Origin of the sequence: Kitasatospora sp. SolWspMP-SS2h (assembly GCF_003259315.1) — a bacterium.
In the GTDB taxonomy this organism is placed as follows: domain Bacteria; phylum Actinomycetota; class Actinomycetes; order Streptomycetales; family Streptomycetaceae; genus Kitasatospora; species Kitasatospora fiedleri.
On sequence record NZ_QLLT01000001.1, the window covers coordinates 325,375 to 350,172 of the forward strand.

A 24,798-nucleotide genomic window follows, 5' to 3' on the forward strand; every position below is an offset into this window, starting at 1 on the left:
CTCAGCCCTCGATCAGCGGGCCGTAGGCGTCCGGGCGCCGGTCCCGGTAGAACGCCCACTGCCGGCGGACCTCGTCGATCAGGCCGAGGTCCAGGTCCCGGACGACCAGTTCCTCGCGCTTGTCGGAGGCGACCTCGCCGACGAACTGCCCGCGCGGGTCGACGAAGTAGCTGGTGCCGTAGAAGTCGTCGTCGCCGTACTCCTCGACGCCGACCCGGTTGATCGCGGCGACGAAGTACTCGTTGGCGACCGCCGCGGCGGGCTGCTCCAGCTGCCACAGGTAGGCGGACAGGCCGCGGCTGGTCGCCGACGGGTTGTACACGATCTCCGCCCCGGCCAGGCCGAGCGCCCGCCAGCCCTCCGGGAAGTGCCGGTCGTAGCAGATGTACACGCCGACCTTCCCGACCGCCGTGTCGAACACCGGCCAGCCCAGGTTCCCGGGCCTGAAGTAGTACTTCTCCCAGAATCCGCGCACCTGCGGGATGTGGTGCTTGCGGTACTTGCCGAGGTAGCTGCCGTCGGCGTCGATCACGGCGGCGGTGTTGTAGCAGAAGCCCGGCTTCTCGATCTCGTACACCGGGGCGACGATCACGATCCCCAACTCCCGGGCCAGCTCCCGCATCCGCCGCACCGTCGGCCCGTCCGGGACGGGCTCGGCCCAGGCGTAGTGCTCCGGCTCCTGCACCTGGCAGAAGTACGGGGCGTTGAACACCTCCTGGAACCCGATGATCCCCGCCCCCTGCCCGGCCGCGTCCCGCGCGGCCTGCTCGGCGGCGGCCAGCATGCTCTCCTTGTCGCCCGTCCACGCGGTCTGGAACAGGGCGGCCCTGACGACACGGCTCATGGCCGCAACTCCTCGGATCGACGGCACGGAAAACCCGGGAACGCGCGGAACGCGGGAACGCGGAAACGCGCGGAGGGCGGGGCGCGGCGGGAAGGTGCCGCAGCGCTGTAGACCGTTGAGACTAGGAGCTGCGCGGCGAATGGGCGGGTGCCACGCGGGAGGAACGGGAAATTCGCCGTTCGGCATTTTCCTTCGATTTTCCGCCTGTCATTTCATTCGCTTCCACGGGGTTCCGGTGTGCTGCCCGGACGCCCGCACGGGGGTTTCCGGCCGGGGTTTCCGGTGCGGGTCTCCGACCGAGGCGTCAGCCCCACGGGGGGTCGCCCAGGCGGCGCCACCACCAGGGGGCGTCCGGCGGGGCGAACGGGTCGGGCAACGTGCGGCGGCGGAACTCCGCGTCCAACGGGCGCAGCAGCCGGACGAGTTCGGCCCGGGAGCGGGGAGGCAGGTGCGGCAGCAGCGCCGCCAGGACGTCCCGGCAGTGCCTGACGTCGTCGCGCGCGCAGCCCGGGCAGCAGGAGAACTCCGCCTCCCGGGGGTACCGCCACCGCCCGCCGGGGGCGTGCAGGAACGCGCGGTAGCGGCACAGCGCCTCGCCGGCGGCCCCCGGCTCCACCCAGCGGTCGGGGCGCTGCCGCTCCGCCCGGTGGACGTCCCGGTCCGCGGTCGCGGACAGCCCCGGGACGTGCGGCGGCGGGGCCTCCGGGCGGCGGCGGGGTGCGGTGGCGCGGGGTGCGGCGGCACGCAGGGCGCCGGGCCGGTTACGCGGCACGGGCCTTTCGGCAGTCGGTCATGCCCGCATGGTCCCCGTCCGCGCGGCCCGCCGCCACCCGTTTTCCGTCCGCCCCGGCCGACGCTCAGCGGGCGGGCAGCGAGCGGGCGGCGGGCAGCAGCCGGTCCAGGGCGCGGCGGGTGCGGGTGGCGGCGAGCGGGTCGCGCAGGAGTTGGAGGGCCTGGTTGAGGGCCAGGTAGATGCCGGTCAACTCGTGGACGACCTGCTCGGGGTCGGTGTCCGAGGGGAGTTCCCCGGCCTCGACGGCGAGCCGGACCTCACCGGCCAGGCGGCGGCGCCAGACCAGCAGCAGGCGGGCGACGTTGCGGCGGACCGGGCCGTCGTGCGCGTCGAACTCGACGGCCGCGGTGGTGAACAGGCAGCCGCCGGGGAAGACCTCGCGGGCGTGCTCCAGGTAGTCGATCCAGCTCTGGCAGACGGCCCGCAGCCGGCGCAGGCCGGGCTCGGTGGCCGCCGCCGGGTCCCACACCAGCGCGGTGAACAGCGCGGAGGCCCGTTCCAGGGTAGCCAGTTGGAGGGCCTCCTTGGTGCCGAAGTGCCCGAGCACCCCGGCCTTGGACAGCCCGAGGTCGGCGGCCAGCCGCCCGATGGTCAGCCCCTCCAGCCCGTCGACCGAGGCGAGGGCGACACTGCGGTCGATGATCCGGGCCCTGGTCCGGCGGGCCTCGACCACCGTGCTGCGCGGGCTCATCCGGTCCTCCTCCGCGATCCGTCCGTCCATCCGTCCATCCGTCCGCCCGGACGCGTCCCGTCCTACCCCCGGCCCCGGAATCCTACGACGTGCGACGATGCGCCGACCGCAGCCCGGCCCACCGGCCCGGCGGGGCCACGGGCCCCTGACGGTCGGAGCCCGGTGCGACGGGAGGCCCACCCGTCAGGCCTGGCCGAGCCGGGCCGGACCGCGCGGGGGCGGGTCACCCTGGCCGTCCCGCGAACTCCGACCGCCCGGATCCGCACGGTGCCTGCTGGAACGCGCCGTGGTTCGCCCTGCGCCACCAGGGCGCGGTCTTCGACGGTCGCGCGCACGATCGCCCTGCGACAAGCGGTCCGTCGAACGCGGTGACCGGGCAGCGGTCGAACTTCGCCGAGCCCGTCAGAGTTGGCCGGGACGGGGCGCCGGTGTCTCCCCGTCGGGCGGGTGTCCGTCCTGCGGGCGTGCTTTAGCTTCCGATCGGTCGGTTGCTATATTCCAGGCCGTTGCCCCGGCGTCGGCCGGGGGCCGCCCGTGGAGAAGGGGACCGCCATGCCCGGAGTCCGGATAGCCGCTCTCGGCCACCATCAGCCCGGTCGGGTGCTGACCAACGACGAGTTGGCGACGATGGTGGACACCAACGACGAGTGGATCCGGCGGCGGACCGGGATCGTGACCCGGCGGATCGCGGGGCCGCAGGAGTCGGTGACCGATCTGGCGGCGGGGGCGGCGGCGAAGGCGCTGGCGGCCTCGGGGCTGGACCCGGCGGAGATCGGGCAGGTCACGGTGGCCACCTGCAGTGCGGTGGACCGCTGCCCGTCGATCGCGGCGCAGGTGGCGGGTCGGCTGGGCATTCCGTCCGCCGTCGCGTTCGACCTGAACAACGGGTGTGCGGGGTTCTGCACCTCGCTGTCGGTGGCGAACCACTCGCTGCTGGCGGGCGGCGCCAAGCACGCGCTGGTGATCGGCGCGGAGAAGATGTCGGACCTGGTCGACTGGACGGACCGGCGCAGCTGCATCCTGCTGGGCGACGGCGCGGGCGCGGCGGTGCTGTCCGCGACCGACGGGGAGGGCAGCGCGATCGGCCCGGTGGTCTGGGGTTCGGACCCGTCGCGGGCGAGCGCGGTGCGGCTGCTGGACGAGTGGCACCCGCAGTTCGAGCAGGACGGCCAGGCGGTGTTCCGGTGGGCCACCACCGAGCTGCCCGCGCTGGCCGAACAGGCGTGCCGGGCGGCCGGGTTGAGCCCGGCGGAGCTGGACGGGGTGGTGACCCACCAGGCGAACCTGCGGATCATCGAGTCATTGGTGCAGAAGCTGGGCCTGTCGGAGGACGCGGTGATCGCCCGGGACGTGGTGGACTCCGGCAACACCTCGGCGGCCTCCGTGCCGCTGGCGCTGGCGAAGCTGGTGGAGCGCGGCGAGCTGCGTTCGGGCGCCCGGGTGCTGCTGTTCGCGTTCGGCGGCGGCCTGTCCTGGGCCGGCCAGGTGGTCACCTGCCCGTGACGGGCCGACGGGCCGACGGGGTCCGGGCCCGGCCCCGGGGGCGGTGGTCCGCCGCGCCGCCGGGGGAGGCGGTGGCGGTGGCCGTCCCGACGCTGGGGTCGGCGGCGGGCGGTCCGGACCTCCCCGGTCACTGCCCGTCGCCCCGCCGGTGCGGAGGGCGACCGTCGGGTCGGCCGGAGCGCGGCGGGCGCGGTGGTGCGGGGGCGAGCTTTGCCCGCGGTGATCCCGGACGGGCAAGATAGCGGGGTGACCCTCCTGGACCTGATGCCGAAGCCCGCCACGCCCGACTCGCTGTTCGAGACCTTCGCCGAGTGGGCGTCGGAGCGCGGCATCACCCTCTACCCAGCCCAGGAGGAGGCACTGATCGAGCTGGTCTCCGGGAACAACGTGATCCTGGCGACGCCGACCGGTTCCGGGAAGTCCCTGGTCGCGGCGGGCGCGCACTTCGCCGCGCTGGCCGAGGGCAAGCGGACGTTCTACACCGCGCCGATCAAGGCGCTGGTGTCGGAGAAGTTCTTCGACCTGTGCAAGGTCTTCGGCACCGAGCAGGTCGGCATGATGACCGGCGACGCCTCGGTGAACCCGACCGCGCCGATCATCTGCTGCACCGCCGAGGTGCTGGCCCAGATCGCCCTGCACGACGGCCCGCGCGCCGACATCGGCCAGGTCGTGATGGACGAGTTCCACTTCTACGCCGAGCCGGACCGCGGCTGGGCCTGGCAGATCCCGATCCTGGAACTCCCGCAGGTGCAGTTCCTGCTGATGTCGGCCACGCTCGGCGACGTCCGCCGCTTCGAGGAGGACCTGACCCGCCGCACCGGCCGCCCGACCACGGTGGTGCGCTCGGCGACCCGTCCGGTGCCGCTGTTCTACGAGTACCGGCGCACCAACCTGCACGACACCCTGGAGGAGCTGCTGACCACCGGGCAGGCGCCGGTGTACGTGGTGCACTTCACCCAGAAGGAGGCGGTGGAGCGGGCGCAGTCCCTGATGAGCATCAACATGTGCTCCAAGCAGGAGAAGGACGCGATCGCCGCCCTGATCGGCAACTTCCGCTTCACCACCAAGTTCGGCCGCAACCTGTCCCGGTACGTGCGGCACGGCATCGGCGTGCACCACGCCGGCATGCTGCCCAAGTACCGCCGCCTGGTGGAGCGGCTGGCGCAGGCCGGCCTGCTGAAGGTGATCTGCGGCACCGACACGCTCGGCGTGGGCGTCAACGTGCCGATCCGCACGGTGCTGTTCACCGCGCTGTCCAAGTACGACGGGCAGCGGGTGCGCATCCTGCGGGCCCGCGAGTTCCACCAGATCGCCGGGCGGGCGGGCCGGGCCGGGTTCGACACCGTCGGCCAGGTGGTGGCGCAGGCCCCCGAGCACGTGGTGGAGAACGACCGGGCGCTGGCCAAGGCCGGGGACGACCCGAAGAAGCGCAAGAAGGTGGTCCGCAAGAAGGCCCCGGACGGCTTCGTGTCCTGGACCGAGGAGACCTTCGAGCGCCTGATCGGGGCCGACCCGGAGCCGCTGGTCTCCCGGTTCAAGGTCAGCCACGCGATGCTGCTGTCGGTGATCGGCCGCCCGGGCAACGCGTTCGAGGCGATGCGCAAGCTGCTCACCGACAACCACGAGGACCGCGCCGCGCAGCGCCGCCACATCCGCACCGCGGTCGCCATCTACCGCTCGCTGCGGGAGGGCGGCGTGGTCGAGCAGTTCGACGAGCCGGACGCCGAGGGCCGGATCGCCCGGCTGACCCTCGACCTCCAGGAGAACTTCGCGCTCAACCAGCCGCTGTCCACCTTCGCGCTGGCCGCCTTCGACCTGCTCGACCCGGAGTCGCCCTCGTACGCGCTGGACGTGGTCTCGGTCGTGGAGGCCACCCTCGACGACCCGCGGCAGATCCTCGCCTCGCAGGAGAACAAGGCGCGCGGCGAGGCCGTCGCGGAGATGAAGCGCGACGGGATCGAGTACGAGGAGCGGATGAACCGGCTCCAGGAGATCAGCTACCCGAAGCCGCTGGAGGAGCAGCTCGGCCACGCCTACGAGGTGTACCGCCGGGCCCACCCGTGGATCGGGGACCACCCGCTGCGGCCGAAGTCCGTGGTGCGCGACCTGTACGAGCGCGCGATGACCTTCACCGACTACGTGGGCTTCTACGAGCTGGCCCGCACCGAGGGCATCGTGCTGCGCTACCTCGCGGGCGCGTTCAAGGCGCTGGAGCAGACCGTCCCGGACGACATCAAGACCGACGACCTCAAGGACGTCATCGCCTGGCTGGGCGAACTCGTCCGCCAGGTCGACTCCTCGCTGCTGGACGAGTGGGAGGCGCTCGCCAACCCGACCGAGCCGGAGGCCGCCGAGGTCCGCCTGGACGACAAGCCCGCCCCCGTCACGGCCAACGCCCGGGCCTTCCGCGTCCTGGTCCGCAACGAGCTCTTCCGCCGGGTCGAGCTGTGCGCCCTGGAGCAGTACGCCGCGCTGGCCGAACTCGACGGCGAGGACGGCTGGAACGCCGACCGCTGGGCCGACGCGATGGACGGCTACTGGGAGGAGTACGACGACCTCTTCACCGGCCCGAACGCGCGCGGCCCCAAGATGCTGCTGATCGAGGAGGTCGAGGACGAGGGCCTGTGGCGCGTCCGCCAGATCTTCGACGACCCCAACGGCGACCACGACTGGGGCATCTCCGCCGAGGTCGACCTCTACGGCTCCGACGAGGAGGGCCGCGCCGTCGTCAAGATCACCTCGGTGGGCGCGCACTGACCCGCCCGCCCCTCCCCCGGCCGCCGGGCGGGACGGATCGCACCCGTAGGATGCCCGGGATCGGGCTCGGGATCTGGACCTGGATCTGACTCGGCATCCGGATCGGTGGGTCGGGGAGGCGCGGTGGAGGAGCTGGCTCGGGTCGGGCCGGAGGTGCGGGAGCGGTTCGTCGGGCGCTTCGGCGGCGGGGTGCTCGGGTGGTGCGACGCGCTGCCCGGGCTGGTCGTGGAGCTGGCCGGGCGGTGGGGGCTGGAGCCGGTCGCGGCGGGGGGCGGGGGCACCTCGCGGGTGTTCCGCTGCGTGCGGCGCGGCGACGGGGCCCGGGTCTGGTTGAAGCTCACGCCCGATCCCTCGATCGCGGGCGAGGAGGCGGAGGCCCTGCGCGCCTGGGCGGGCCGGGCGTCGGTCGTCGCGCTGCTCGCGGCGGACACCGCCGCCGGAGCGCTGCTGCTGGCGGACGTCCGGCCCGGTACGCCGGTGCGGCAGCTCGGCTGGACCCTGCCCGAAGTCGCCTCCCTGCTGCGGGACCTGCGCTCCGCCGCCCGGCCCGCGGGAGGCTCCGGCCTGCGCCCGCTCGCGCACCGGATCGGCTTCCTGTTCGACCTCGCCGAGCGCCGGGCGTCCGCCGCCGGGACCGGGGCCGGGGCCGACCTGGCCGGGCCCCGGGCGGCGGCCCTGGCCCTCGCCGCCGGCGGACCGCCCGGGCTGGTGCACGGCGACCTGCACCCGTCCAACGTGCTCTCCGGCCCCGGCGGGCGCCTGGTGGCGATCGACCCGCGACCGACCTGGGGCGACCCGGACTTCGACGCCGTGGACTGGGCCCTGGAGGGCGTCACCGACCTGGCCGCGCTGCGGCGGCGGACCGACCGGCTGGCCGCGCTCGTCCCCGGCCTCTCCCCCGACCGCCTGCTGGCCTGGTGCCGCGCCCTGAGCGCCCTCACCGCCGTCCCCCGGACGCACGCGGGCCGGGGCGAGGACCCGCAGACGCGCTTCCTGGCCCGCCTGGCGGGCCTGCGCCCCGACTGACCGCCCGCCCCCGCGCCGCGCCGCCCCTCAGCCGGACACCGGCACTTCGACCCGGCGGGTACGGCCGCCAGGCGGGACGAGGCAGGCGAAGACGTGGCGGCCGGGTTCGGGCAGGGCCAGGACGGTGCACTCCAGGACGTCGCTGCCCAGCCCGGGCTGGCGGGCCTGCGCCCCGACTGACCGCCCGCCCCCGCGCCGTGCCGCCTCTCAGCCGGACACCGGCACCTCGACCCTGCGCTCGGCGGCGAAGGCCGCGAAGGCCCGGCGGGTGCGGCTCCCGGGCGGGGCGAGGCAGGCGAAGACGTGGCGGCCGGGTTCGGGCAGGGCCAGGACGGTGTACTCCAGGACGTCGGTGTCCAGCGCGGGGTGGCGAACGTGCAGGCGGCCGGGGCCGGGCGGGCCGGCCCGGTGGTGGGACCACAGGGCGGCGAAGGCCGGGCTCGCCGCGGAGAAGCGGTCGACCAGGTCGGCGAGGTTCCGGTCGGCGTGGTGGGCCCGGAGGGAGGCGACCAGGTCCGCGCCGATCGACCGCTCGGGGGCGTGGTTGTCGGCGGTGCGGGAGCCGTACGGGCAGCAGAAGACCTGCCAGAGCAGGTTCCGTTCGTGCGGGGGCCGGCGGGCGGGCTCGGCCATCAGCAGGGCGGCGGGCCGGTTCCAGGCCAGCAGGTCGAAGGTCGGGCCGGTGGCGAACGCCGGTGCGGCGTCCAGGGTGTCGAGCAGGGCCAGGGTGCTCGCCGAGACGCCCCGCCGCTCCTCCGGCCGCTCCGGGGCGGGCCGCCGCCCGGCCAGCCGGTGCAGGTAGGCCCGTTCGGCGTCGGCCAGCCGCAGAGCGTCCGCGATGCCGTCCAGCACCGGCCCGGTGGGCACCCGTTGGCGGCCCTGCTCCAGCCGGGCGTAGTAGTCCGGCGAGATCCCGGCCCGGGCCGCGACCTCCTCCCGCCGCAGCCCGGGGGTGCGCCGCCGGCCGGTCGCGGCGAGACCGAGGTCGGACGGTGCCAGGCGGGCACGACGGGCGCGCAGGAACGCGCCCAGCGGGGTCTCGGGCATGCGCGCCACCCTGCCACACCCGCCACCGCGCAACCAGGACCTGCCGGGTCCGGGCTGACCGGGCCGGTGCCCACCGCACGGCCCCGGCGCGCCCCGCCCGGACCGGCACCCACGCCCCGGCCGGTCCGGGATCGGCGGTCCCCGGTCGGGTCGGCCGCTGGTGGGGTGGGACGGCGTCAACCACCCTGGCGGGCATGGGACTTCTTGAGGACAAGGTCACGATCGTCACCGGCGCGGGACGCGGTATCGGCGCGGCCGCCGCGCGACTGTTCGCCCGGGAGGGCGCGGCGCTGGTGCTGGCGGCCCGGAGCGGGGACGAAGTGGCGGCGCTGGCCGCCGAGTTGCGGGAGGCGGGGGCGCGGGCGGTGCCGGTGGCCGTCGACCTGACCACCGCGGCGGGCGCGGACCTGCTGGTCGACACCGCGCTGCGCAGCTACGGGCGGCTGGACGCGGCGTTCGACAACGCGGGCAACGGCCTGCCGCCCGCGCCGCTGGCCGAGCGCGCCGAGCAGGACTGGGACGGCGTGCACGCGCTGAACCTGCGCGGCACCTGGCTGTGCCTGCGGGCGCAGCTCGCGGCGCTGGTGGCGGGCGGCCGGGGCGGGTCGGTGGTGGTCAACTCGGGGGTGGGGGCGCTGGTCGGCGGGTTCGGCGACGGTGTGCAGCAGGCCGCGAAGCACGGGCTGACCGGCCTGGTGCGGGCGGCGGTGGCGGACTACGCGCCGCACGGCATCCGGGTCAACGCGGTGGCGCCGGGTGTGGTGCGCACCCCCGGCACCGAGGACCTCTTCGCGCTCGGTCCTGCCTTCACCGACCTGGTGGCCCGCTCGACCCCGCTGGGCCGCCCGGCCCGGCCCGAGGAGGTCGCGCAGGCGGCGGCGTGGCTGCTCAGCGACCGCGCCTCGTACGTCACCGGCGTGACCCTGCCGGTGGACGGGGGCATCACCGCGACCCGGCGCTTCGACTGACCGCACCGAGCTGACGCAACGTCAACTCAATTGCTCTGTAAGGCCAGTGACGGTGACGGTGCAGACGGTGGGCGAGGTGCGGGTGGCGTCCGCTTCGAGGCCGCGGCGGGCACCGCGGTGGACGCGGACCGCCCGGTCGGCGGCCGGGCCGGTGGTTCGGCCTCGGTGGGGTCGCGGCGGACGCCGACCCGGAGGACGTCCGGGCCGGGCAGGACTGCACACCGATGCCACTGCACACCGACGCTGCCGGGAGGCGGGCCGGCGCGGAACACGTCGCCGACGACGGCCGGGACGGTGGCGGCGGCACCGGCCGTCGAGACGGCGGGAGCCCGGGCGAAGCCGCTCTTGCCGCTGCTGGAACCAGCGTTGAACACGACCGCCCGGATCGCCACGGGCCCCGCGTAGCCGCGGGCTCAGCGCGGGGCGAGGCACCGGGCACGGCTCCGGGCTCAGCGCGGGGCGAGGCCGTCCAGGACCAGGTCGACCAGGGCGGTGACGAGGGCGGGCGTGACGGGTTCTCCGAGCAGCAGGTGGCGGGCGAACAGCGGGCTCATCAGGGCCTCGACGGCGGCGCGGGGGTCGGCGTCGGGGCGGATCTCGCCGCGGGCGGCGGCCCGGCGCAGGAGTTGTTCGGCGCGGTCGAGGCGGTCGGCCCAGTAGGCGTCGCGTCCGCTGCGGGTCTCGGCGGTGGCCGGGGCGATGCTCAGGTGCAGCAGGGCCGGGCCCTCGGGGGTGTCGAGGAAGGCGCCGAGGGCGGTGAGCAGCCGGTGCAGGTCGGTGCGGAGGCTGCCGGTGTCGGGCAGCGGCATGGCCTGGTCGGTGTAGTCGGCGAGCGCTTCGCGCAGCAGGCGCTCCCGGGTGCCCCAGTTGCGGTACACCGAGGTCTCGTGCACCCCGGCGGCGGCGGCGACCGCCGCGACGCTGGCGGCCTCCAGGCCGCCCTCGGCGAGCAGGCGCACCGTCGCGTCGAGGACCGCCCGGCGCATCGCGGCGCCGCGCCGGCGCAGCGGGGCGGTGGCGGCCGCGGTCTGCGGCGCGGCATCCGGCGCTTCTTCCCCGGGCGGCTCTTCCCTGGGCAGCTCTCCCCCGGGCGGTTCCTGCCGGGACGGTTCTTTGGCGGGCACCCCCGGAGCCTAACGCAAGCGACCTTGCGTTGCAGCGGACGGCGTCGTAGCCTCGACAACGCAAGTCACCTTGCGATAGTCCGGGCCGCCACCGGTCGGGCCGCCACCGGCCGGGCCGTCGCGAGCGGCAACAAGGCCGCCGACGGCTCGCCGACGGCCGGAGAGGATCGACCATGGCTGTGATGCGTGCCGTCCGTCTGCACGTCCCCACCCGCACCCTGGGCGTGGAGGAGGTGGAGCGTCCCGTTCCCGGCCCCGGCCAGGTGCTGGTCAAGGTGGAGGCGGCGGGCGTCTGCCTGTCCGACGTCCACCTGATCGACGGCTCGCTCACCCCGCTGTACCTGCCCGGCGAGAGCGTCACGCTGGGCCACGAGGTGGCGGGCACCGTCGCCGAGCTCGGCGACGGGTCGGGTGCCTGGCAGGTCGGCGACCGGGTGGTGCTGCAGGCCGGCGAGAAGCGCGACGGGACCACCTGGACGCGCGGCGTGGACTACGACGGCGGCTGGGCCGAGTACGCGCTGGCCCGCACCGACACGCTGTTCCGGCTGCCCGACACGATCCCGTTCGAGCAGGGCTCGATCATCCCGGACGCGGTCTCCACCCCGTGGGGGGCCGTCACCACCACCGGCGGGGTCCGCCCCGCCGAGCCGGTCGGCGTCTGGGGCGTCGGCGGCCTGGGCGCGCACGGCGTGCAGCTGCTGCGCGCGATCGGCGCCAACCCGATCATCGCCGTCGACCCCGCCCCGGCCGCCCGCGAACGCGCCCTCGCCTTCGGCGCGGACCTCGCCCTGGACTCCGCCGACCCCGAGCTCGCCGCGAAGGTCGGCGCGGCCACCGGCGGCGCGGGCCTGTCCGCCGCGTTCGACTTCGCCGGGGTGCCCGCCGTCCGCGAGCAGGCGCTGAAGGTGCTCGGCGCGCACGGCCGCCTGGTCCTGGTCGGCCTCACCGACCAGCCCCTGACGGTCCGGGACAGCATCCGCTTCTCCTACCTCCAGCAGCAGATCCTCGGCCACTACGGCTCCGAGGAGGACGCCGTCCCCCAGCTCATCGCCCTCGCCGCGGGCGGCCGCCTCGACTTCTCCCGCTCCGTCAGCGGGGTCCTCCCGCTGGACCGGGCCGCCGAGGCCGTCGAGCGCCTGCACAGCAAGCAGGGCGACCCGGTCCGCCTGATCCTCAAGCCCTGACCCCGGGCCGGCACCCCGCCCCGCGGCGACCGGCGCGCCGACGGCTCACCCGTCGGCGAGCCGGTTGCTGCGGTCGATCTCCGGCATGTGCGTCTCGGCCCAGACCCGCAGGGCGGAGAGCGGCCCTTCGAGGGAGAGGCCGAGTGCGGTGAGCCGGTAGTGGACGGCGGGCGGCACGGTGGGTTCCACCCGGCGCGCGACCAGGCCGTCGCGGACGAGGCCGCGCAGGGTGACGGACAGCATCTTCTGCGAGATGCCGGGGACGCGGCGGCGCAGTTCCGCGAAGCGCAGCTCGTCCGGCGCCTCCTCGGCCAACACCTTGACCACCATCGAGGTCCACTTGGTGCCGATCCGGTCGAGCAGTCGGCGGGTCGGGCAGAGCGGGTCCAGCAGGTCGCCCCGTTCACCGGGCCGCCGGCCGGGCCCGCCGGACTCGGACGTGGTCACTCCGGGCTCACCACCTGAGGGAGAAGTGCCGCCTTGGCGGGGCCAGGATAGTTGCCTAGCGTGCGGTGGTCACCGTTCCCCACCCCACCTGGAGCCCCTCCGTGCCCGAACTGCGGCGCGTCCCCGTCAACGGCGTCGAACTGAACGTCGCCCTCGCCGGGTCGGGCCCGGCCGTCCTGCTGCTGCACGGCTTCCCGCACACCTGGGAGCTGTGGACGGACGTCATGGCCGGCCTCTCCGACCGCCACCGCGTCATCGCGCCGGACCTGCGCGGGTTCGGCGCCAGCGGCGCGGGGACCACCGGCTCCGACGCCGGGACGCTGGCCGAGGACGCGGCGGGGCTGCTGGCCGCGCTCGGCGTCCGCTCGGCCGCGGTGGTGGGCATCGACGCGGGCGCCCCGCCCGCCTTCCTGCTCGCCCTGCGCCGCCCGGACCTCGTCCGGCGCCTGGTCGTCATGGAGGCCGTGCTGGGCGGGCTGCCCGGCGCCGAGGAGTTCCTGGCCGGCGGGCCGCCGTGGTGGTTCGGCTTCCACCGCGCCGCGTCCGGCCTGGCCGAGACCGTGCTGGAGGGCCGCGAGGCCGCCTACGTCGACTGGTTCCTGGACGCCGGCACCCTCGGTGACGGGGTCCGCCCCGCCCTCCGGGACGCCTTCGTCCGCGCGTACACCGGCCGCCGGGCGCTGAGCCGCGCGTTCTCCTCGTACCGGGCGCTGCCCGAGAGCGCGGCCCGGATCGAACGCGCGGTCGCCGCCGCCCGCCTGACGGTGCCGACGATGGCGCTGGGCGCCCGGCCGGTCGGCACGGCGCTGGAGCGCCAGCTCCGCCCGATCACCGACGACCTCACCGGGCACCTCATCGAGGACTGCGGCCACATCATCCCGCTGCACCGGCCGGACGCCCTCCTCGCGCTGCTACGCCCGTTCCTGGCCGACGGGGACGGGGGCGGCGGCGCGGAAGCGACGTGAGTGACCGGAGCCGGGAGACGGGCCCTCAGGCCGCCCCCGCGGCCGTGGCGGACGGGGCGGCGGGGCGGGCGGTGCCAGGCGGCGATCCAGAGCGCGGTCAGGACGGCGGCCGCGCCCGCGGTGGCCATCGCGGGGCCGGTTCCGGTGAAGGTGGCGACGGTGCCTAGGAGGGCGGGGCCGACGCCCTGGAGCGTCATGGTGCCGGAGCCGAGCAGGGTGAACGCCTGGCCCTGGCCGTCCGCCGGGAGCACGTCCAGGAAGGAGCGCTGGAGGCCGAGCGCGTAGGCGAAGCCCAGCCCGGCGGCCAGCAGGGCGGCGGCGCACAGCGGCGGGGGCACGGGCAGCGCGAAGACCAGCAGCGGCAGGCCGGTCAGCGCGGCCAGCGGCGCGACCAGCCGCTCCCGGGTGGCGGGGGCGGCGAACCGTCCGACCAGCAGGTCGCCGAGCAGCATCCCGATCGGCAGGCAGGCCAGCAGGAACCCGTACCCGCCGGCCGGGAAGCCCCGCGCCCCGGCGTACGCGATGACCAGCGACTCGGCGCCGGTCACGGCGGCGGACGGCAGCCACTGGGCGAGCAGCAGACGGCGGACGGGGGTGCGGCGCAGCAGGTCGGCGTTGCCGCGCAGGCTCTGCCGGAGCACCGGGCCGGTGGTCCGGCGCAGGGGCGGCAGGTCGGGCAGCCGCAGCCGGATCGCGAGGGCGTCGGCGAGGTGCAGCCCGGCGGCGACCAGCAGGGCGCGGTGCGGGCCGAGCAGGGCGACCGCCGCGCCGCCGCCGGCCAGGCCGAGCAGCTGGGCGCCGGAGGAGGCGATCTGGGTCAGCGACCGGCCCAGCACGTAGGCGTCCCCGTGCAGGGTCTGCGCGACCAGGCGGCCGGAGGCGCCGTTGAACACGGGGGTGAGCACCGCGACCGCGCCGACCAGCAGCAGGTCGGCCGCGACCGGCATCCGCACCAGGGCGAGCAGGGCGGCGGCGGTGGCGTCCAGCAGGTACCCGGCCGTGATCAGCGACCGGGGGCGCAGGCTGTCGGTGAGCGAGCCGAACAGCATCGAGCCGAGCAGTTGCGGCAGGAACCCGATGCCGAAGGCGACGGCGCTCAGCAGCGCGGAGCCGGTGCCCGTGTAGACCAGCACGGCCAGGGTGGTGATCCGCAGCGAGTCCCCGACGATGCCGAGGGTGCGGGTGGTGAACAGCAGGCGGAAGCGCGGGTCGCCCAGGACCTCGCGGTAGGTCGTCATGCCGGTGAGCCTGGCGTCCGGGGGCCGGGGCGGGCGAGAGATTCGTCCCCGGACGTAAGGTCGCGGGGACGGACGGTGGACGGGCGGCGGGCGGACGGCGGACGGGCGGCGGTCGAGCGGCGGGCGGGCGGCCGTCGGAGGGCCGTCAGGAAGCCGTCGGACGGCCCGGCGGGAGCGCGGAGGGAGTGTGCCGGATGCTGAGGTTCGAGGTGGCCGCGGAGGATCTGGTGCGCAGCCGGTTCGCGCTCTCGCCCGCGTTCGAACTGTCCAGCCTGCTGGGGCTGTTGGACCGGGGCGGGGAGCGGTCGCTGCCGCCGGGGTGGCGGGAGCGGCTGCGCCCGGCCTTCCTGCGGCTGCGGGCGGACCCGGCGGTGCGGGCCGCGCTGGCGCTGCACAACGAGAGGTTCGGGGCGGACTTCATCGCCATCCCGCCGCGCGGCATGGCACAGACCTGGGCGGACGACCTGGCCGCGGTCCTGGCCGCCCCGCCGGAGCAGGCGCGCGCCGAGATCGCCCGCTGCCTGGCGGCCCGCCCGGACACCGACGGCGCGGCCCGGGCGGTGCTGGCCGCGCCGGACGCCGTCCGGCAGGTCGCCGGGGCGCTCGACCGCGCCTGGCACGGGCTGCTGGCCCGGGACTGGCCGCAGCTGCGCGCCCTGTGCGAGCGCGACGTGGTGCACCGGGCGGGCGAGTTGGGCCGGCGCGGCTGGGCGGCGGCGCTGGCCGGGCTGCACGAGAACGTCCGCTGGCGGGACGGCGGCATCGACGTCCCGCCGTTCGACGCCGCCACCACCTACCCGCTGCGCGGCGCGGGCCTGCTGCTGGTCCCCTCGGTGTTCGTCTGGCCGGGCGTCGCCGCGCACCACGACGAGCCGTGGCCGTGCACCCTGATCTACCCGGCCCGCGGCATCTCCGCGCTGTGGGAGCCGGGTGCCGCCGTCCCGCCCGACGCGCTGGCCGCCCTGCTCGGCCGCTCCCGCGCCCGCGTCCTGGCCGCCCTGGACACGCCCGCCAGCACCACCCAGCTCGCCCGCAGCCTGCACCAGTCCCCCGGTGCCGTCGCCGACCACCTCGCCGTGCTGCGCGCCGCGGGCCTGCTCTCCCGGGCCCGCGCGGGCCGCTCGGTGCTCTACCGGCGCACCCCGACGGGCGACGCCCTGGTCGGGTCCGCGCCCTGAGCCGGGCACCCTGACATGGGCCCTACAGTTGGGTTCCACCGTCCCTTCACATCTGATCTTGCGTCAATCTGTATCTTTTTTGCGTTCACCCGTGGACTTCCTGCCGCACAGCGTCCTACGCTCGGCACGCCCGGCCACCACCCGGGCCCTCCCCCGCAGGAAGCACGGTCATCCATGCTGAATCCCCCCACCCGCGCCAGACGGACCGTCGCGTCCCTGGCGACGCTCGCCCTGGGCGCCTCCGGCCTGCTGGCGGCGGCGTTCGTCAACGCCGGTACGGCCCACGCCGCCGCCGTCCCCGCGCTCTCCCCGCTGGCCGTCCCGAACCGCGGCGCGACCGTCCCGTTCATCGAGCAGGAGGCCGAGTACGCGGCCACCAACGGCTCCGTGATCGGTCCGGACCGGCTGTACGGCCACCTGTCCTCGGAAGCCTCCGGCCGCCAGGCCGTGACGCTGAACGCGGTCGGCCAGTACGTCGAGTTCACGCTCACCGCGCCCGCCAACTCGATCGACTTCCGCTACAGCCTGCCGGACTCCTCGGACGGCAAGGGCCGCGACGCCTCGATGGACCTGCTGGTCAACGGGCAGAAGCTGAAGAACGTCGACGTGACCTCCAAGTACAGCTGGTACTACGGCGGTTACCCGTTCAACAACAACCCGGGCGACACCAACCCGCACCACTTCTTCGACGAGACCCGCACCCTGCTCGGCAGCACCTACCCGATCGGGACGAAGATCCGGCTGCAGGTCTCCTCCACGGCCCAGTCGCCGACCTTCACCATCGACCTGGCCGACTTCGAGAACGTCGGCGCGCCGATCGCCAAGCCCGCCAACGCGATCGACGTGGTCGCGGACTTCGGCGCCGACCCCACCGGCGCCACCGACTCCACCGCCAAGTTCCAGGCCGCGGTGAACGCCGGTGCGGCGCAGGGCCGGACGGTCTACATCCCGCAGGGCAACTTCACCCTGTACGACCACGTGATCGTGGACAAGGTGACGCTGGCCGGCGCGGGCCCCTGGTACAGCGTGCTGGGCGGGCGCGACCCGAACAACCGCAGCCACGCGGCCGGCATCTACGGCAAGTACGTCACCTCCGGCGGCCCGAGCCAGAACGTCACGCTCAAGGACTTCGCCATCATCGGCGACATCCGCGAGCGGGTCGACGAGGACCAGGTCAACGGCCTGGGCGGCGCGATGTCCAACTCCACGGTGGACAACCTGTGGATCCAGCACACCAAGGTCGGCGCCTGGATGGACGGTCCGATGGACCGGCTCACCATCAAGAACAGCCGGATCCTCGACCAGACCGCGGACGGCGTCAACTTCCACACCGGCGTGACCAACTCGACGGTCACCAACACCTTCGTGCGCAACACCGGTGACGACGGCCTGGCCTCCTGGCCGGAGCGGGTGGCGAACACCAACGACAGCTTCACCCACAACACGGTGGTGCTGCCGATCCTCGCCAACAACATCGTCACGTACGGCGGCAAGGACTTCACCATCTCGGACAACGTCATGTCCGACACCATCAGCAACGGCGGCGGCCTGCACATCGCCAACCGCTACCCGGGCGTCAACTCCGGCAGCGGCACCGCCGTCGCCGGCACCATCACCGCCGCCCGCAACACCCTGATCCGCACCGGGAACAGCGACTTCAACTGGCAGTTCGGCGTCGGCGCGATCTGGTTCGACGGCCTGAACGAGCCGATCACCGGCGCGACCATCAACATCACCGACACCGACATCCTGGACAGCTCCTACGAGGCGATCCAGACCATCGAGGGCGGTGTCACCGGCGTCAACCTGACCAACGTGAACATCGACGGCGCGGGCACCTACGCCATCCAGGCGCAGGCCAACGCCCAGATGAAGTTCACCAACGTCAAGGCCAAGAACATCGCGCAGTCCGCCACCCCGATCCACAACTGCGTGGGCACCGGCTTCCAGATCACCGACGGCGGCGGCAACTCCGGCATCACCGGCTCGACCTGCACCGGCCAGTGGCCCGCGCCGGTCTGGACGTACAACGGCGTCCCGGTCGGCGGCGGCACCTCCTCGCCGTCCCCGTCCCCGTCCACCTCGAACCCCTCCTCGCCGTCCCCGTCCCCGTCGCCCTCCACCTCCACCCCGCCGACCTGCCCGAGCGGCACCGGCAACCTGGCGCAGGGCCGTCCGGCCACCGCCTCCGGCACCAGCCAGACCTACGGCCCCGGGAACGCGGTCGACGGTGACGCCAACACCTACTGGGAGAGCGCCAACAACGCCTTCCCGCAGTGGATCCAGGTCGACCTGGGCTGCTCGCTGAGCCTGACCAAGGCCGTCCTCAAGCTCCCGCCGGCCAGCGCCTGGGCCTCCCGGACCCAGACCGTCACCGTCCAGGGCTCCACCGACGGCAGCACCTTCAGCACCCTGGTGGGCTCGGCCGGCTACACCTTCGACCCGGCCACCGGCAACACCGTCACCATCAACCTCCCCGCCACGCCGACCCGTTACCTGCGCCTGAACGTCACCGGCAACACCGGCTGGCCCGCCGCGCAGCTCTCCGAGTTCCAGGTGTTCGGCGGCGGCAACGGCAGCTCCTCGCCGTCCTCCTCCCCGTCGTCCTCGCCGTCCTCGTCCCCCTCGGGGCCGACCTGCCCGACCGGCAGCGGCAACCTGGCGCAGGGCCGTCCGGCCACCGCCTCCGGCACCAGCCAGACCTACGGCCCGGGCAACGCGGTCGACGGTGACGCCAACTCGTACTGGGAGAGCGCCAACAACGCCTTCCCGCAGTGGATCCAGGTCGACCTGGGCTGCTCCCGCAGCCTGACCAAGGCCGTCCTGAAGCTGCCCCCGGCGAGCGCCTGGGCCTCCCGGACCCAGACCCTCAGCGTCCAGGGCTCCACCAACGGCACCACCTTCACCACCCTGGTGGGCTCGGCCGGCTACACCTTCGACCCGGCCACCGGCAACACCGTCACCATCAACCTCCCCGCCACCTCGACCCGCTACCTGCGCCTGAACGTCACCGGCAACACCGGCTGGCCCGCCGCGCAGCTCTCCGAGTTCCAGGTGTTCGGGGCCTGATGCCCCGAGGGACGTCCCTCCCCGGATGGACGTCCCTCCCCCGGCGGGCGTCCGGCTTCCCACGGACGCCCGCCGACCGGCCCGCACCCGTCACCCGACGGGCGCCGGCCCCCGAGCCGGTACCGCCCGGGGCTCCGACGGGCGGGGAGCCTCCTCCGACCCCGGGCGGTGCCGCCCCCTCGATCCCGCCCGGCCGACACGACCGGGCGGGATCGAACCACGTCGCGCCACCGCGCAGCGCGCAGCGCGGTGCGCGCAGGCGGTGCCGAGGCCGGCGCGGGCCGACGGCGGGGGGGTCGGCGGGGGGTCGGCGGGCGCGGCCTCGTTGTCACCCGCCCGTGATAGGCAGTCAGGATGACTGTCTCACCCGCCTTCTCGGACCTGCTGGACCTCGTCGACGAACGCTCCGCCGCACTGCGCAAGGCCGTCGCCGAGGCGCCCGACCTGACGGCCCGCGTCCCCAGCTGTCCCGACTGGACGCTGTCGGACCTGCTGGGCCACATCACCGGCGTGCACCTGTTCTGGGCGGCGGCCGTGGCCGCGGGGACCGACTTCACCCCGCAACGCCCCGAGCTGGAGACGGGCCTCCCGGCCGCCCGGGCCCTGGCCGACGCCGAGGCGGCGACCGCCACCCTGCTCGCGGCGCTCCGGGAGGCCGGTCCCGACCGCGCCTGCTGGACGTGGTGGCAGGACAGCGGCATCCCCGGCGACAGCGGGGCGATCGCCCGCCACCAGGTGCAGGAGGCCGCCGTGCACGCCCACGACGCCCAACTCGCCCTCGGCGCGCCCCTCCCGCTGCCGGAGGCCGTCGCCCTGGACGGCCTGGACGAGTTCCGCGACCTGTACTGGGCGATGTCCGCCCCGTGGCCGCACGCCCCCGTCGCCGTCCGGCTGCGCACCGCCGAGGGCCCCGAGCTGGCCCTCGACCTCACCCCGGCGGAGGCCGCCCCCGGGCAGGACCCCGCCGTGCTGGACCCCGCTGTGCTGGAACTCGCCGGCACCGCGAGCGACCTGCTGCTCGCCCTGCACCGCCGCCGCCCGTCCGCCGATCTGCTCGCCACCGGCGACCCCGCCGTCCTGGAGCAGCTACTGGCCTGGCCCCGGCTCGGCTGACCACCGCCGGGGCGCCGGGACACGGGGCGCCGGGACACGGGGAGCTCAGTCCTTCGGTGCGCCGCCCGGACGAGGACGGGACCGGGGACGGGGCTGGAGACGGGGCCGGGGCCGGGCGGCGGCCTCGGCGGCGCCGTACGCCACGTCGGCCGAGATCAGCACCAGGAAGCTGCCGACCACGCACAGCCCGGCCGGGACGCCGGTGGCGATCCGGACGAAGGCACCGCGGACCTCCCGGTACTGCGCGGGGGTGAGGTCGGTGCGGACGTCGTGGCGTTGCACGTAGTAGGAGGAGCCCGCCGCGTCCCGGCGGGCGTCCTGCGCACCGGCGGCGGTGGCCAGGCCGAGACCGACCAGGCAGAGCGCGATCCCGTACCAGGCCTTCGTCCCGCGCGGCAGGTTCCAGACGTACAGCACGGGGTCGAACCAGCCGCCGCGGCGCGGGAACCGCAGGGCGAGGCAGCGGACCACGGCGGCGCCGAACAGCAGCAGCACCAGGCCGGCCAGGCCCGCCCACAGCCACACCGGGGCCAGCAGCCGCAGCGGCGGTGCGGTCGCCGCCAGGCAGAGCAGCTCGGCCGCGAACAGCACCCACAGCGCGACGAAGTGCGCCCGGTGCGTGCCTGTCAGTACTTCCACCCCGCGCCCCCGTACCGATGATCATCCGGAGTCCGGCAGCCTACCGCCGCGCCGCGCCGCACGTCCGGCCGGGTGGCTATGCTGGCCGGCATGGCGTGCCGCATCGGCGAGTTGGCACTGGACTGCGCGGACCCGGAGCGGCTGGCCGCGTTCTGGGGCCCGGTGCTCGGGTACGTCGAACTGGCCCGGGAACCGGACGGCAGCGTCGAACTCGGACCGCCCGCGGACGGCTACGGCGGACCGCTCCCCGCCCTGGTCCTGAGCCCGACCACCGACCCCCGACCGGTCCGCCTCCCCCTGCACCTCGACCTGAGCCCCCTCGGCCCCGACCCGGACGCGGAGCCGGCCCGGCTGCTGGCCTTCGGCGCCCGTCCGCTCGGAACGACGACGGACCGGCTGGTGCTGGCGGACCCCAACACACCTGACTACCAGTTCTGCTGACCTTAGCGTCACGTCAGCGCACGCAAGAGGCCCCGCACGGTCAGAGAGACTGCACGGGGCATCGTTGTGCATGGGCTTACCAGGTGGGGTGAACTACTGGGATCAGTCCCACTCGACCCGTTGATCCTCGGCGCTGACCACCACCCGCAGCCGTTCGCCCACGGGCTCACCCGCGACGCGCCACCGGGTGATCAGTTCGGCCACCGCGTCCCAGAGTCGGACCGGACCGCCCTGGCGGACCAGCCAGCGGCCCCCGTCCTCGAACACCACGGCCCACGACCTGTCGTCCACGTCCACCAACACGTGCTCGGTGCGTCCGTTCCGGGGCATGGCGAAGTACTGCGCCGTGGGCGCCGCGAACTGCGCCACGAACCGGGCCGCCCACTGGTCGAGCACGTCAGCGCCGATCCCTGCCGGACGGGCCTCGCCCCGGTCGAGTGCGGGCAGCATGCCGAGCGACGGGGGCATGTGCGGGCGGGCGAGCATGAACGACACCCCACCGGCGAGCACCGGACCGGTTGCCGTTCCGTCCTCGGCCACCGTGAGCCGCACCAACTCGGAGGCGTTCATCCAGCCGCCCACGGTCACCAGGATTTCGCCGCCCGGACGGGTCTGTGCGATCCATTCGGCCGGAACGGTCCGGACCCCGCACGTGGCGATGATCCGGTCGTACGGCGCCCTCTTGCCGTGGCCTGCGAGCCCGTCACCGGCCACCAGTTCGGGCCAGTAGCCGAGCCCACCGAGTGCCACGGACGCCCGAGCCGACACGTCCGCGTCCACCTCGATCGACGTCACCTGATCGTCGCCAAGTACGTGTGTCAGAAGGGCGGTTGAGTAGCCGGTGCCGGTGCCGACCTCCAGCACGGACATGCCGGGCTGCACCCGCAGGTCTTCGAGCATCCGGGCCACCAGTCCGGGCAGAGTCGAAGACGACGTGGGCACCTGCGCCAAGCGGCCCTCGACCTGTCGGGGCACCACACAGCCGGCGAGTTGCGTCACCAACGTGTCGTCCTCGTACACGCGGCCGATCAACTCGGGCGACTTCTCCAGCGACACGGGCCGATACCACCCCTCGCCGTCGTACTCGAACCAGCCGTCCCGCAGGAACGCCTCACGCGGGACGGCCAGCACCGCCGCTTCCCACTCGGCGCTACGGATCACCCCGGCTTCCTTGAGCTGTGCGGCCAGCACCGCCCGCAGCCCTTCGGACTCGTTCACCCGGTTACTCCGTTCTCCAGAAGGTCCGCGATGGCGGACGTGATCGGCAGACCCGCCGCGTGCTCCAGCCACGCCCACTGACCGTTCGGGTTGCACTCCAGGAACCACCATTCACCCTCGGGGGTCACGGCGAAGTCGAACGCTCCGAAGTGCAAGCCGAACTCACCGAGGAACCGCAGCAGAGCGGCCCGGACCGGCTCCGGGCAGTCCACAGGTTCGTACGTCAGGCTCCGGTACGCGCTGCGCCAGTCGAGCACCCCGGGAGGGGCGGTGATCAGCGCGCAGAACACCTGTTCCCCGACGACCACGGCGCGCACGTCGCCGGACTTCGGCACCTGCGCCTGAAACAGATGAGCGCAGTTGCCCACCGCATCAGTGATCTCCCCCGGCTCGACCGGGGCCGCCCAGATACCGGCGGGCTCACCGTCCACGTGGTAGGCCCCGGCGTGCAAGGGCTTGTAGATCGCGGATTGCGCGGTGGCGAACAGCTTCGCTTCGGCGGGGCTGTTGGTGATCAGCGTTGCCGGAACCGGCAGCCCGAGTCCGGCGGCAACGGCGAGTTGAGCGGGCTTGTACTCGGCACGCGCGATGGCCTGCGGGTGGCTCAGGTAGAGACAGCCCGGGAGCGCGCCGAGTACGCCGTTGAGCCCCTAGCGGTTCTCCTGCGCGGCGAACCGGTCGGCCTGGCCATCGCTCTCCGGCGTGTACGGGCTCGGTCGCCGATGATAGAGGGCGCGAACGCCGGAGAGATCGGCGGTGCGCTTACCCACCGTGAGACTCCCCGACCACCCGTCAGCCGTGAGCGAAGCGGCCAGCGCGGCGCGGGTCGGGAAGTCCCGTCCGGGGTCGAACCGGAGGACGGGCACCCGGCGCCGGTTCAACTCCGCTACGACCAGATCGGCGGTCGGGTCCTCGACTTCGGTCGAGACCAGCACCGGGCGTCCGTCCATGGCGCTACCCCTAGTCCTGCGTCGCGTCCGAGCCGGAGTCACTGTCCATCTTCCCGTCCTTGCCCTGTTGGGTGGTCGGGTAGGTGTTCACGGACGTGCCGTGCTTGCCCAACTCGGCAGGGCCCATGGCGCCGTCCTCGCCGAACCACAGACCGGTCTGCGTCACGGGGTCCAACCCGGCGTACTGCCACTGCGACGGCTCGCCGTTGCCCAACGGCGCCATGCGCCGCATGCCCCACGGGGCGGCGGGAACGAGTTCAGAAACGGTACTCAACTCTTCTCCTACATTTCGGTATTGATCGGAAGTGCGAAGAACCCACCTTGCCCGCTCAAGCCTGTTGCCGGACAGAGACAGGCGAGGTGGTGTTGTGCCCCACTCCGGGCACGGGAGTTGGTCTGCCCTGAGCGAGAGTTGGTGCCCTGTTCCGGCGGGATCGTTGACCCTTCCCACCCGCCGGAACCAGACCGGCCCGCCCGGACCGCTCAACAAGGCGCCCGGTTCCGTGGTCGTCTCGACCTCGTGTCCGGCGCTCTCGGGGCACTCGCGCATCTCCGCTCCATACCGTGATCCGTCTGTGCCCCGCCCCATTCGTCCGTGCCGTCCAAGTCCCTTCACCGGGGCGGGGGTTGTGCAGTCCGGTGCAGCGCAGGCAACGCCGGGAGTCGAGCGGTCGGGTTACTGCCGAACCCTGGTGCCCCATCTCGACCGGGGTCGGGCGTGCCGAGCGCGGTGGGTGCGCTCGGTCGCCGACTTGTCCCGCTTGGCCATGGCGGCAACTGCCCTTCCGTGCAGGGTCGATATGCAGTCGGCGCAGGCGAGCAGCTCGGCCGTGACTCCGCCGGCTGCGGTCACCGGGCCGAGCCAGAGCACGCGGACCGAGGTGCGCCCGCAGTAGAGCCAGCAGTCCCCGACCGTCCACGGGTTCCCGTCGTTCTCCTCGGGCGGTTCCGGCAGGCGTCCCGCGCCGATCTCGGCCAGCGTGGGCGACACCTCGGCAGCGAGGGTCACGGCGGCTGTCCGGGACGGACGTGGCGCACCGTGACCCGCAGCCGGGACCGCCTGGCGGCACGTCTTCGGCGCCACCACGTTTCCCAGTCCCCGCCGTAGACGATGCCGAGCATGGCGACCGCCAGGGCGAAGAACCACCAGACCCACCGACGTGCGGCGTACGGGTCGAGCTTGGCGAGGGCGACCACCAGAACAGCGGGCCCGAGGGCGACCGCCACGGCCAGGACGCAGGCGGCAAGGGTCTTGCGGCTCACGCCGGTTCCTCCTCGGGCACCAGCACCATCGGGACCGAGGCAGCGTCCAGGCTGTACGACCGGTGGTCCTGGTCGAGCCAGGTGTGGGTGCGCGCCCACTCCGCCACGGCCCCCGCGTCGGCACTCGGCCGGGACGTCTCACCGCACACGGTGCCGTCCTCGTCCTCGGACACGCAGGACAGGACGTAGCGCGCCGGAACGGCCCGAGGGTCATCCGGGCGCAACTTCCAGCCCCCGAACCGCGTAACGATCCGGTTCGTCTCCTGGCAGTCCATGTGGGTCAGTACCGACGGGAGTTCCCTGGTCGGCATGCTGCTCATTCGGCCTCCAAAACGCTGAA

23 protein-coding genes and 3 pseudogenes are annotated in these 24,798 nt (G+C 74.3%); 11 read left to right on the forward strand and 15 right to left on the reverse strand.

Annotated features, from left to right (window positions below; genetic code table 11):
• Position 1: 1 nt before the first annotated feature.
• The 3 genes from K353_RS01390 to K353_RS01400 form a co-directional block, all read right to left on the reverse strand.
• Positions 2 to 844, reverse strand: a complete 843-nt coding sequence (locus K353_RS01390) for a nitrilase-related carbon-nitrogen hydrolase (protein WP_111551671.1) — start codon at positions 842 to 844, stop codon at positions 2 to 4.
• A 304-nt stretch (positions 845 to 1,148) separates the two neighbouring features.
• Complete coding sequence (locus K353_RS01395; RefSeq protein WP_111551672.1) at positions 1,149 to 1,616, reverse strand: hypothetical protein; 468 nt, start codon at positions 1,614 to 1,616, stop codon at positions 1,149 to 1,151.
• An 85-nt stretch (positions 1,617 to 1,701) separates the two neighbouring features.
• The gene (locus K353_RS01400; RefSeq protein WP_111551855.1) at positions 1,702 to 2,328 is read right to left on the reverse strand and encodes a TetR/AcrR family transcriptional regulator; all 627 of its coding nucleotides are present in this window, start codon (positions 2,326 to 2,328) and stop codon (positions 1,702 to 1,704) included.
• Positions 2,329 to 2,880: 552 nt separating this feature from the next.
• Between K353_RS01400 and K353_RS01405 the strand changes: the two genes are divergently transcribed.
• The 3 genes from K353_RS01405 (at position 2,881) to K353_RS01415 (ending at position 7,614) form a co-directional block, all read left to right on the forward strand.
• Entirely contained in the window at positions 2,881 to 3,831 is a 951-nt protein-coding gene (locus K353_RS01405) for a beta-ketoacyl-ACP synthase III (RefSeq protein ID WP_100838968.1), read from the forward strand.
• Positions 3,832 to 4,095: 264 nt separating this feature from the next.
• Positions 4,096 to 6,588: a DEAD/DEAH box helicase gene (locus K353_RS01410; RefSeq protein ID WP_370447545.1), complete on the forward strand. Its 2,493-nt coding sequence runs from the start codon at positions 4,096 to 4,098 to the stop codon at positions 6,586 to 6,588.
• Positions 6,589 to 6,711: 123 nt separating this feature from the next.
• Entirely contained in the window at positions 6,712 to 7,614 is a 903-nt protein-coding gene (locus tag K353_RS01415) for an aminoglycoside phosphotransferase family protein (RefSeq protein WP_111551674.1), read from the forward strand.
• A 207-nt stretch (positions 7,615 to 7,821) separates the two neighbouring features.
• Here K353_RS01415 and K353_RS01420 read toward each other — a convergent pair whose 3' ends face one another.
• Positions 7,822 to 8,661 carry a helix-turn-helix transcriptional regulator gene (locus K353_RS01420; protein ID WP_111551675.1) on the reverse strand — a complete coding sequence of 280 codons (840 nt, stop codon included), beginning with the start codon at positions 8,659 to 8,661 and terminating at the stop codon, positions 7,822 to 7,824.
• A gap of 194 nt (positions 8,662 to 8,855) precedes the next feature.
• Here K353_RS01420 and K353_RS01425 point away from each other — a divergent pair, with 194 nt between their 5' ends.
• A complete protein-coding gene (locus K353_RS01425) occupies positions 8,856 to 9,629 on the forward strand; it encodes an SDR family NAD(P)-dependent oxidoreductase (protein ID WP_111551676.1) in 774 nt (257 codons plus the stop codon).
• A gap of 449 nt (positions 9,630 to 10,078) precedes the next feature.
• Here the strand turns inward: K353_RS01425 and K353_RS01430 are convergent, their stop codons facing one another.
• On the reverse strand, positions 10,079 to 10,753 hold the full coding sequence (locus tag K353_RS01430; RefSeq protein WP_370447537.1) for a TetR-like C-terminal domain-containing protein: 675 nt from the start codon (positions 10,751 to 10,753) through the stop codon (positions 10,079 to 10,081).
• Between the two features lie 173 nt (positions 10,754 to 10,926).
• On the opposite strand from K353_RS01430, the gene K353_RS01435 reads away from it, so the two are divergent.
• Positions 10,927 to 11,937 (forward strand): zinc-binding dehydrogenase, encoded by a 1,011-nt coding sequence (locus K353_RS01435; RefSeq protein ID WP_111551677.1) that lies wholly within the window; start codon positions 10,927 to 10,929, stop codon positions 11,935 to 11,937.
• Positions 11,938 to 11,982: 45 nt separating this feature from the next.
• Here K353_RS01435 and K353_RS01440 read toward each other — a convergent pair whose 3' ends face one another.
• The gene (locus K353_RS01440) at positions 11,983 to 12,384 is read right to left on the reverse strand and encodes a helix-turn-helix domain-containing protein (RefSeq protein WP_111551678.1); all 402 of its coding nucleotides are present in this window, start codon (positions 12,382 to 12,384) and stop codon (positions 11,983 to 11,985) included.
• A 101-nt stretch (positions 12,385 to 12,485) separates the two neighbouring features.
• On the opposite strand from K353_RS01440, the gene K353_RS01445 reads away from it, so the two are divergent.
• Positions 12,486 to 13,349: an alpha/beta fold hydrolase gene (locus K353_RS01445; RefSeq protein WP_199527945.1), complete on the forward strand. Its 864-nt coding sequence runs from the start codon at positions 12,486 to 12,488 to the stop codon at positions 13,347 to 13,349.
• Between the two features lie 47 nt (positions 13,350 to 13,396).
• Here K353_RS01445 and K353_RS01450 read toward each other — a convergent pair.
• A pseudogene (locus K353_RS01450) lies at positions 13,397 to 14,587 on the reverse strand (MFS transporter); the annotation flags it as partial.
• A 194-nt stretch (positions 14,588 to 14,781) separates the two neighbouring features.
• Here K353_RS01450 and K353_RS01455 point away from each other — a divergent pair.
• The 4 genes and pseudogenes from K353_RS01455 to K353_RS01465 all read left to right on the forward strand — a co-directional run bounded on the left by K353_RS01455 (position 14,782) and on the right by K353_RS01465 (position 19,947).
• Positions 14,782 to 15,765, forward strand: a complete 984-nt coding sequence (locus K353_RS01455) for a DUF5937 family protein (protein WP_111551680.1) — start codon at positions 14,782 to 14,784, stop codon at positions 15,763 to 15,765.
• 174 nt (positions 15,766 to 15,939) lie between these two features.
• Positions 15,940 to 18,327: pseudogene (locus tag K353_RS01460) on the forward strand (discoidin domain-containing protein); the annotation flags it as partial.
• 126 nt (positions 18,328 to 18,453) lie between these two features.
• Positions 18,454 to 18,834: pseudogene (locus K353_RS35075) on the forward strand (discoidin domain-containing protein); the annotation flags it as partial.
• A gap of 354 nt (positions 18,835 to 19,188) precedes the next feature.
• Positions 19,189 to 19,947: a maleylpyruvate isomerase N-terminal domain-containing protein gene (locus tag K353_RS01465; protein ID WP_111551682.1), complete on the forward strand. Its 759-nt coding sequence runs from the start codon at positions 19,189 to 19,191 to the stop codon at positions 19,945 to 19,947.
• A gap of 45 nt (positions 19,948 to 19,992) precedes the next feature.
• On the opposite strand, the gene K353_RS01470 is transcribed toward K353_RS01465, so the two are convergent.
• Positions 19,993 to 20,586: a hypothetical protein gene (locus K353_RS01470; protein WP_111551683.1), complete on the reverse strand. Its 594-nt coding sequence runs from the start codon at positions 20,584 to 20,586 to the stop codon at positions 19,993 to 19,995.
• Positions 20,587 to 20,676: 90 nt separating this feature from the next.
• Here K353_RS01470 and K353_RS01475 point away from each other — a divergent pair, with 90 nt between their 5' ends.
• On the forward strand, positions 20,677 to 21,027 hold the full coding sequence (locus tag K353_RS01475; RefSeq protein ID WP_111551857.1) for a VOC family protein: 351 nt from the start codon (positions 20,677 to 20,679) through the stop codon (positions 21,025 to 21,027).
• A gap of 102 nt (positions 21,028 to 21,129) precedes the next feature.
• On the opposite strand, the gene tgmC is transcribed toward K353_RS01475, so the two are convergent.
• From tgmC to K353_RS01505, 7 genes are all read right to left on the reverse strand, one after another.
• Entirely contained in the window at positions 21,130 to 22,245 is a 1,116-nt protein-coding gene (gene tgmC / locus K353_RS01480) for an ATP-grasp peptide maturase system methyltransferase (RefSeq protein ID WP_233533285.1), read from the reverse strand.
• Positions 22,242 to 22,676: a hypothetical protein gene (locus K353_RS37085; RefSeq protein WP_370447538.1), complete on the reverse strand. Its 435-nt coding sequence runs from the start codon at positions 22,674 to 22,676 to the stop codon at positions 22,242 to 22,244. Before K353_RS37085 ends, tgmC begins: the two co-directional genes overlap by 4 nt.
• 219 nt (positions 22,677 to 22,895) lie before the next feature.
• On the reverse strand, positions 22,896 to 23,195 hold the full coding sequence (locus tag K353_RS37090; RefSeq protein ID WP_370447539.1) for an MvdC/MvdD family ATP grasp protein: 300 nt from the start codon (positions 23,193 to 23,195) through the stop codon (positions 22,896 to 22,898).
• 10 nt (positions 23,196 to 23,205) lie between these two features.
• Positions 23,206 to 23,469, reverse strand: a complete 264-nt coding sequence (gene tgmA / locus K353_RS01490; protein ID WP_233533286.1) for a putative ATP-grasp-modified RiPP — start codon at positions 23,467 to 23,469, stop codon at positions 23,206 to 23,208.
• Between the two features lie 402 nt (positions 23,470 to 23,871).
• Entirely contained in the window at positions 23,872 to 24,204 is a 333-nt protein-coding gene (locus K353_RS34735) for a hypothetical protein (protein ID WP_199527946.1), read from the reverse strand.
• A complete protein-coding gene (locus K353_RS01500; RefSeq protein WP_111551685.1) occupies positions 24,201 to 24,458 on the reverse strand; it encodes a hypothetical protein in 258 nt (85 codons plus the stop codon). The genes K353_RS34735 and K353_RS01500 overlap by 4 nt, the downstream gene beginning before the upstream one ends.
• Positions 24,455 to 24,778, reverse strand: a complete 324-nt coding sequence (locus K353_RS01505; protein WP_111551686.1) for a hypothetical protein — start codon at positions 24,776 to 24,778, stop codon at positions 24,455 to 24,457. The genes K353_RS01500 and K353_RS01505 overlap by 4 nt, the downstream gene beginning before the upstream one ends.
• Between the last annotated feature and the right edge of the window lie 20 nt (positions 24,779 to 24,798).

Coding starts and splice junctions, on each gene's coding strand:
- K353_RS01390 (WP_111551671.1), bottom strand. CDS start 844: ATGAGCCGTGTCGTCAGGGCCGCCCTGTTCCAGACCGCGTGGACGGGC.
- K353_RS01400 (WP_111551855.1), bottom strand. CDS start 2,328: ATGAGCCCGCGCAGCACGGTGGTCGAGGCCCGCCGGACCAGGGCCCGG.
- K353_RS01405 (WP_100838968.1), top strand. CDS start 2,881: ATGCCCGGAGTCCGGATAGCCGCTCTCGGCCACCATCAGCCCGGTCGG.
- K353_RS01410 (WP_370447545.1), top strand. CDS start 4,096: ATGCCGAAGCCCGCCACGCCCGACTCGCTGTTCGAGACCTTCGCCGAG.
- K353_RS01420 (WP_111551675.1), bottom strand. CDS start 8,661: ATGCCCGAGACCCCGCTGGGCGCGTTCCTGCGCGCCCGTCGTGCCCGC.
- K353_RS01425 (WP_111551676.1), top strand. CDS start 8,856: ATGGGACTTCTTGAGGACAAGGTCACGATCGTCACCGGCGCGGGACGC.
- K353_RS01435 (WP_111551677.1), top strand. CDS start 10,927: ATGGCTGTGATGCGTGCCGTCCGTCTGCACGTCCCCACCCGCACCCTG.
- K353_RS01455 (WP_111551680.1), top strand. CDS start 14,782: ATGCTGAGGTTCGAGGTGGCCGCGGAGGATCTGGTGCGCAGCCGGTTC.
- K353_RS01465 (WP_111551682.1), top strand. CDS start 19,189: ATGACTGTCTCACCCGCCTTCTCGGACCTGCTGGACCTCGTCGACGAA.
- K353_RS01475 (WP_111551857.1), top strand. CDS start 20,677: ATGGCGTGCCGCATCGGCGAGTTGGCACTGGACTGCGCGGACCCGGAG.
- K353_RS37090 (WP_370447539.1), bottom strand. CDS start 23,195: ATGGACGGACGCCCGGTGCTGGTCTCGACCGAAGTCGAGGACCCGACC.
- K353_RS01505 (WP_111551686.1), bottom strand. CDS start 24,778: ATGAGCAGCATGCCGACCAGGGAACTCCCGTCGGTACTGACCCACATG.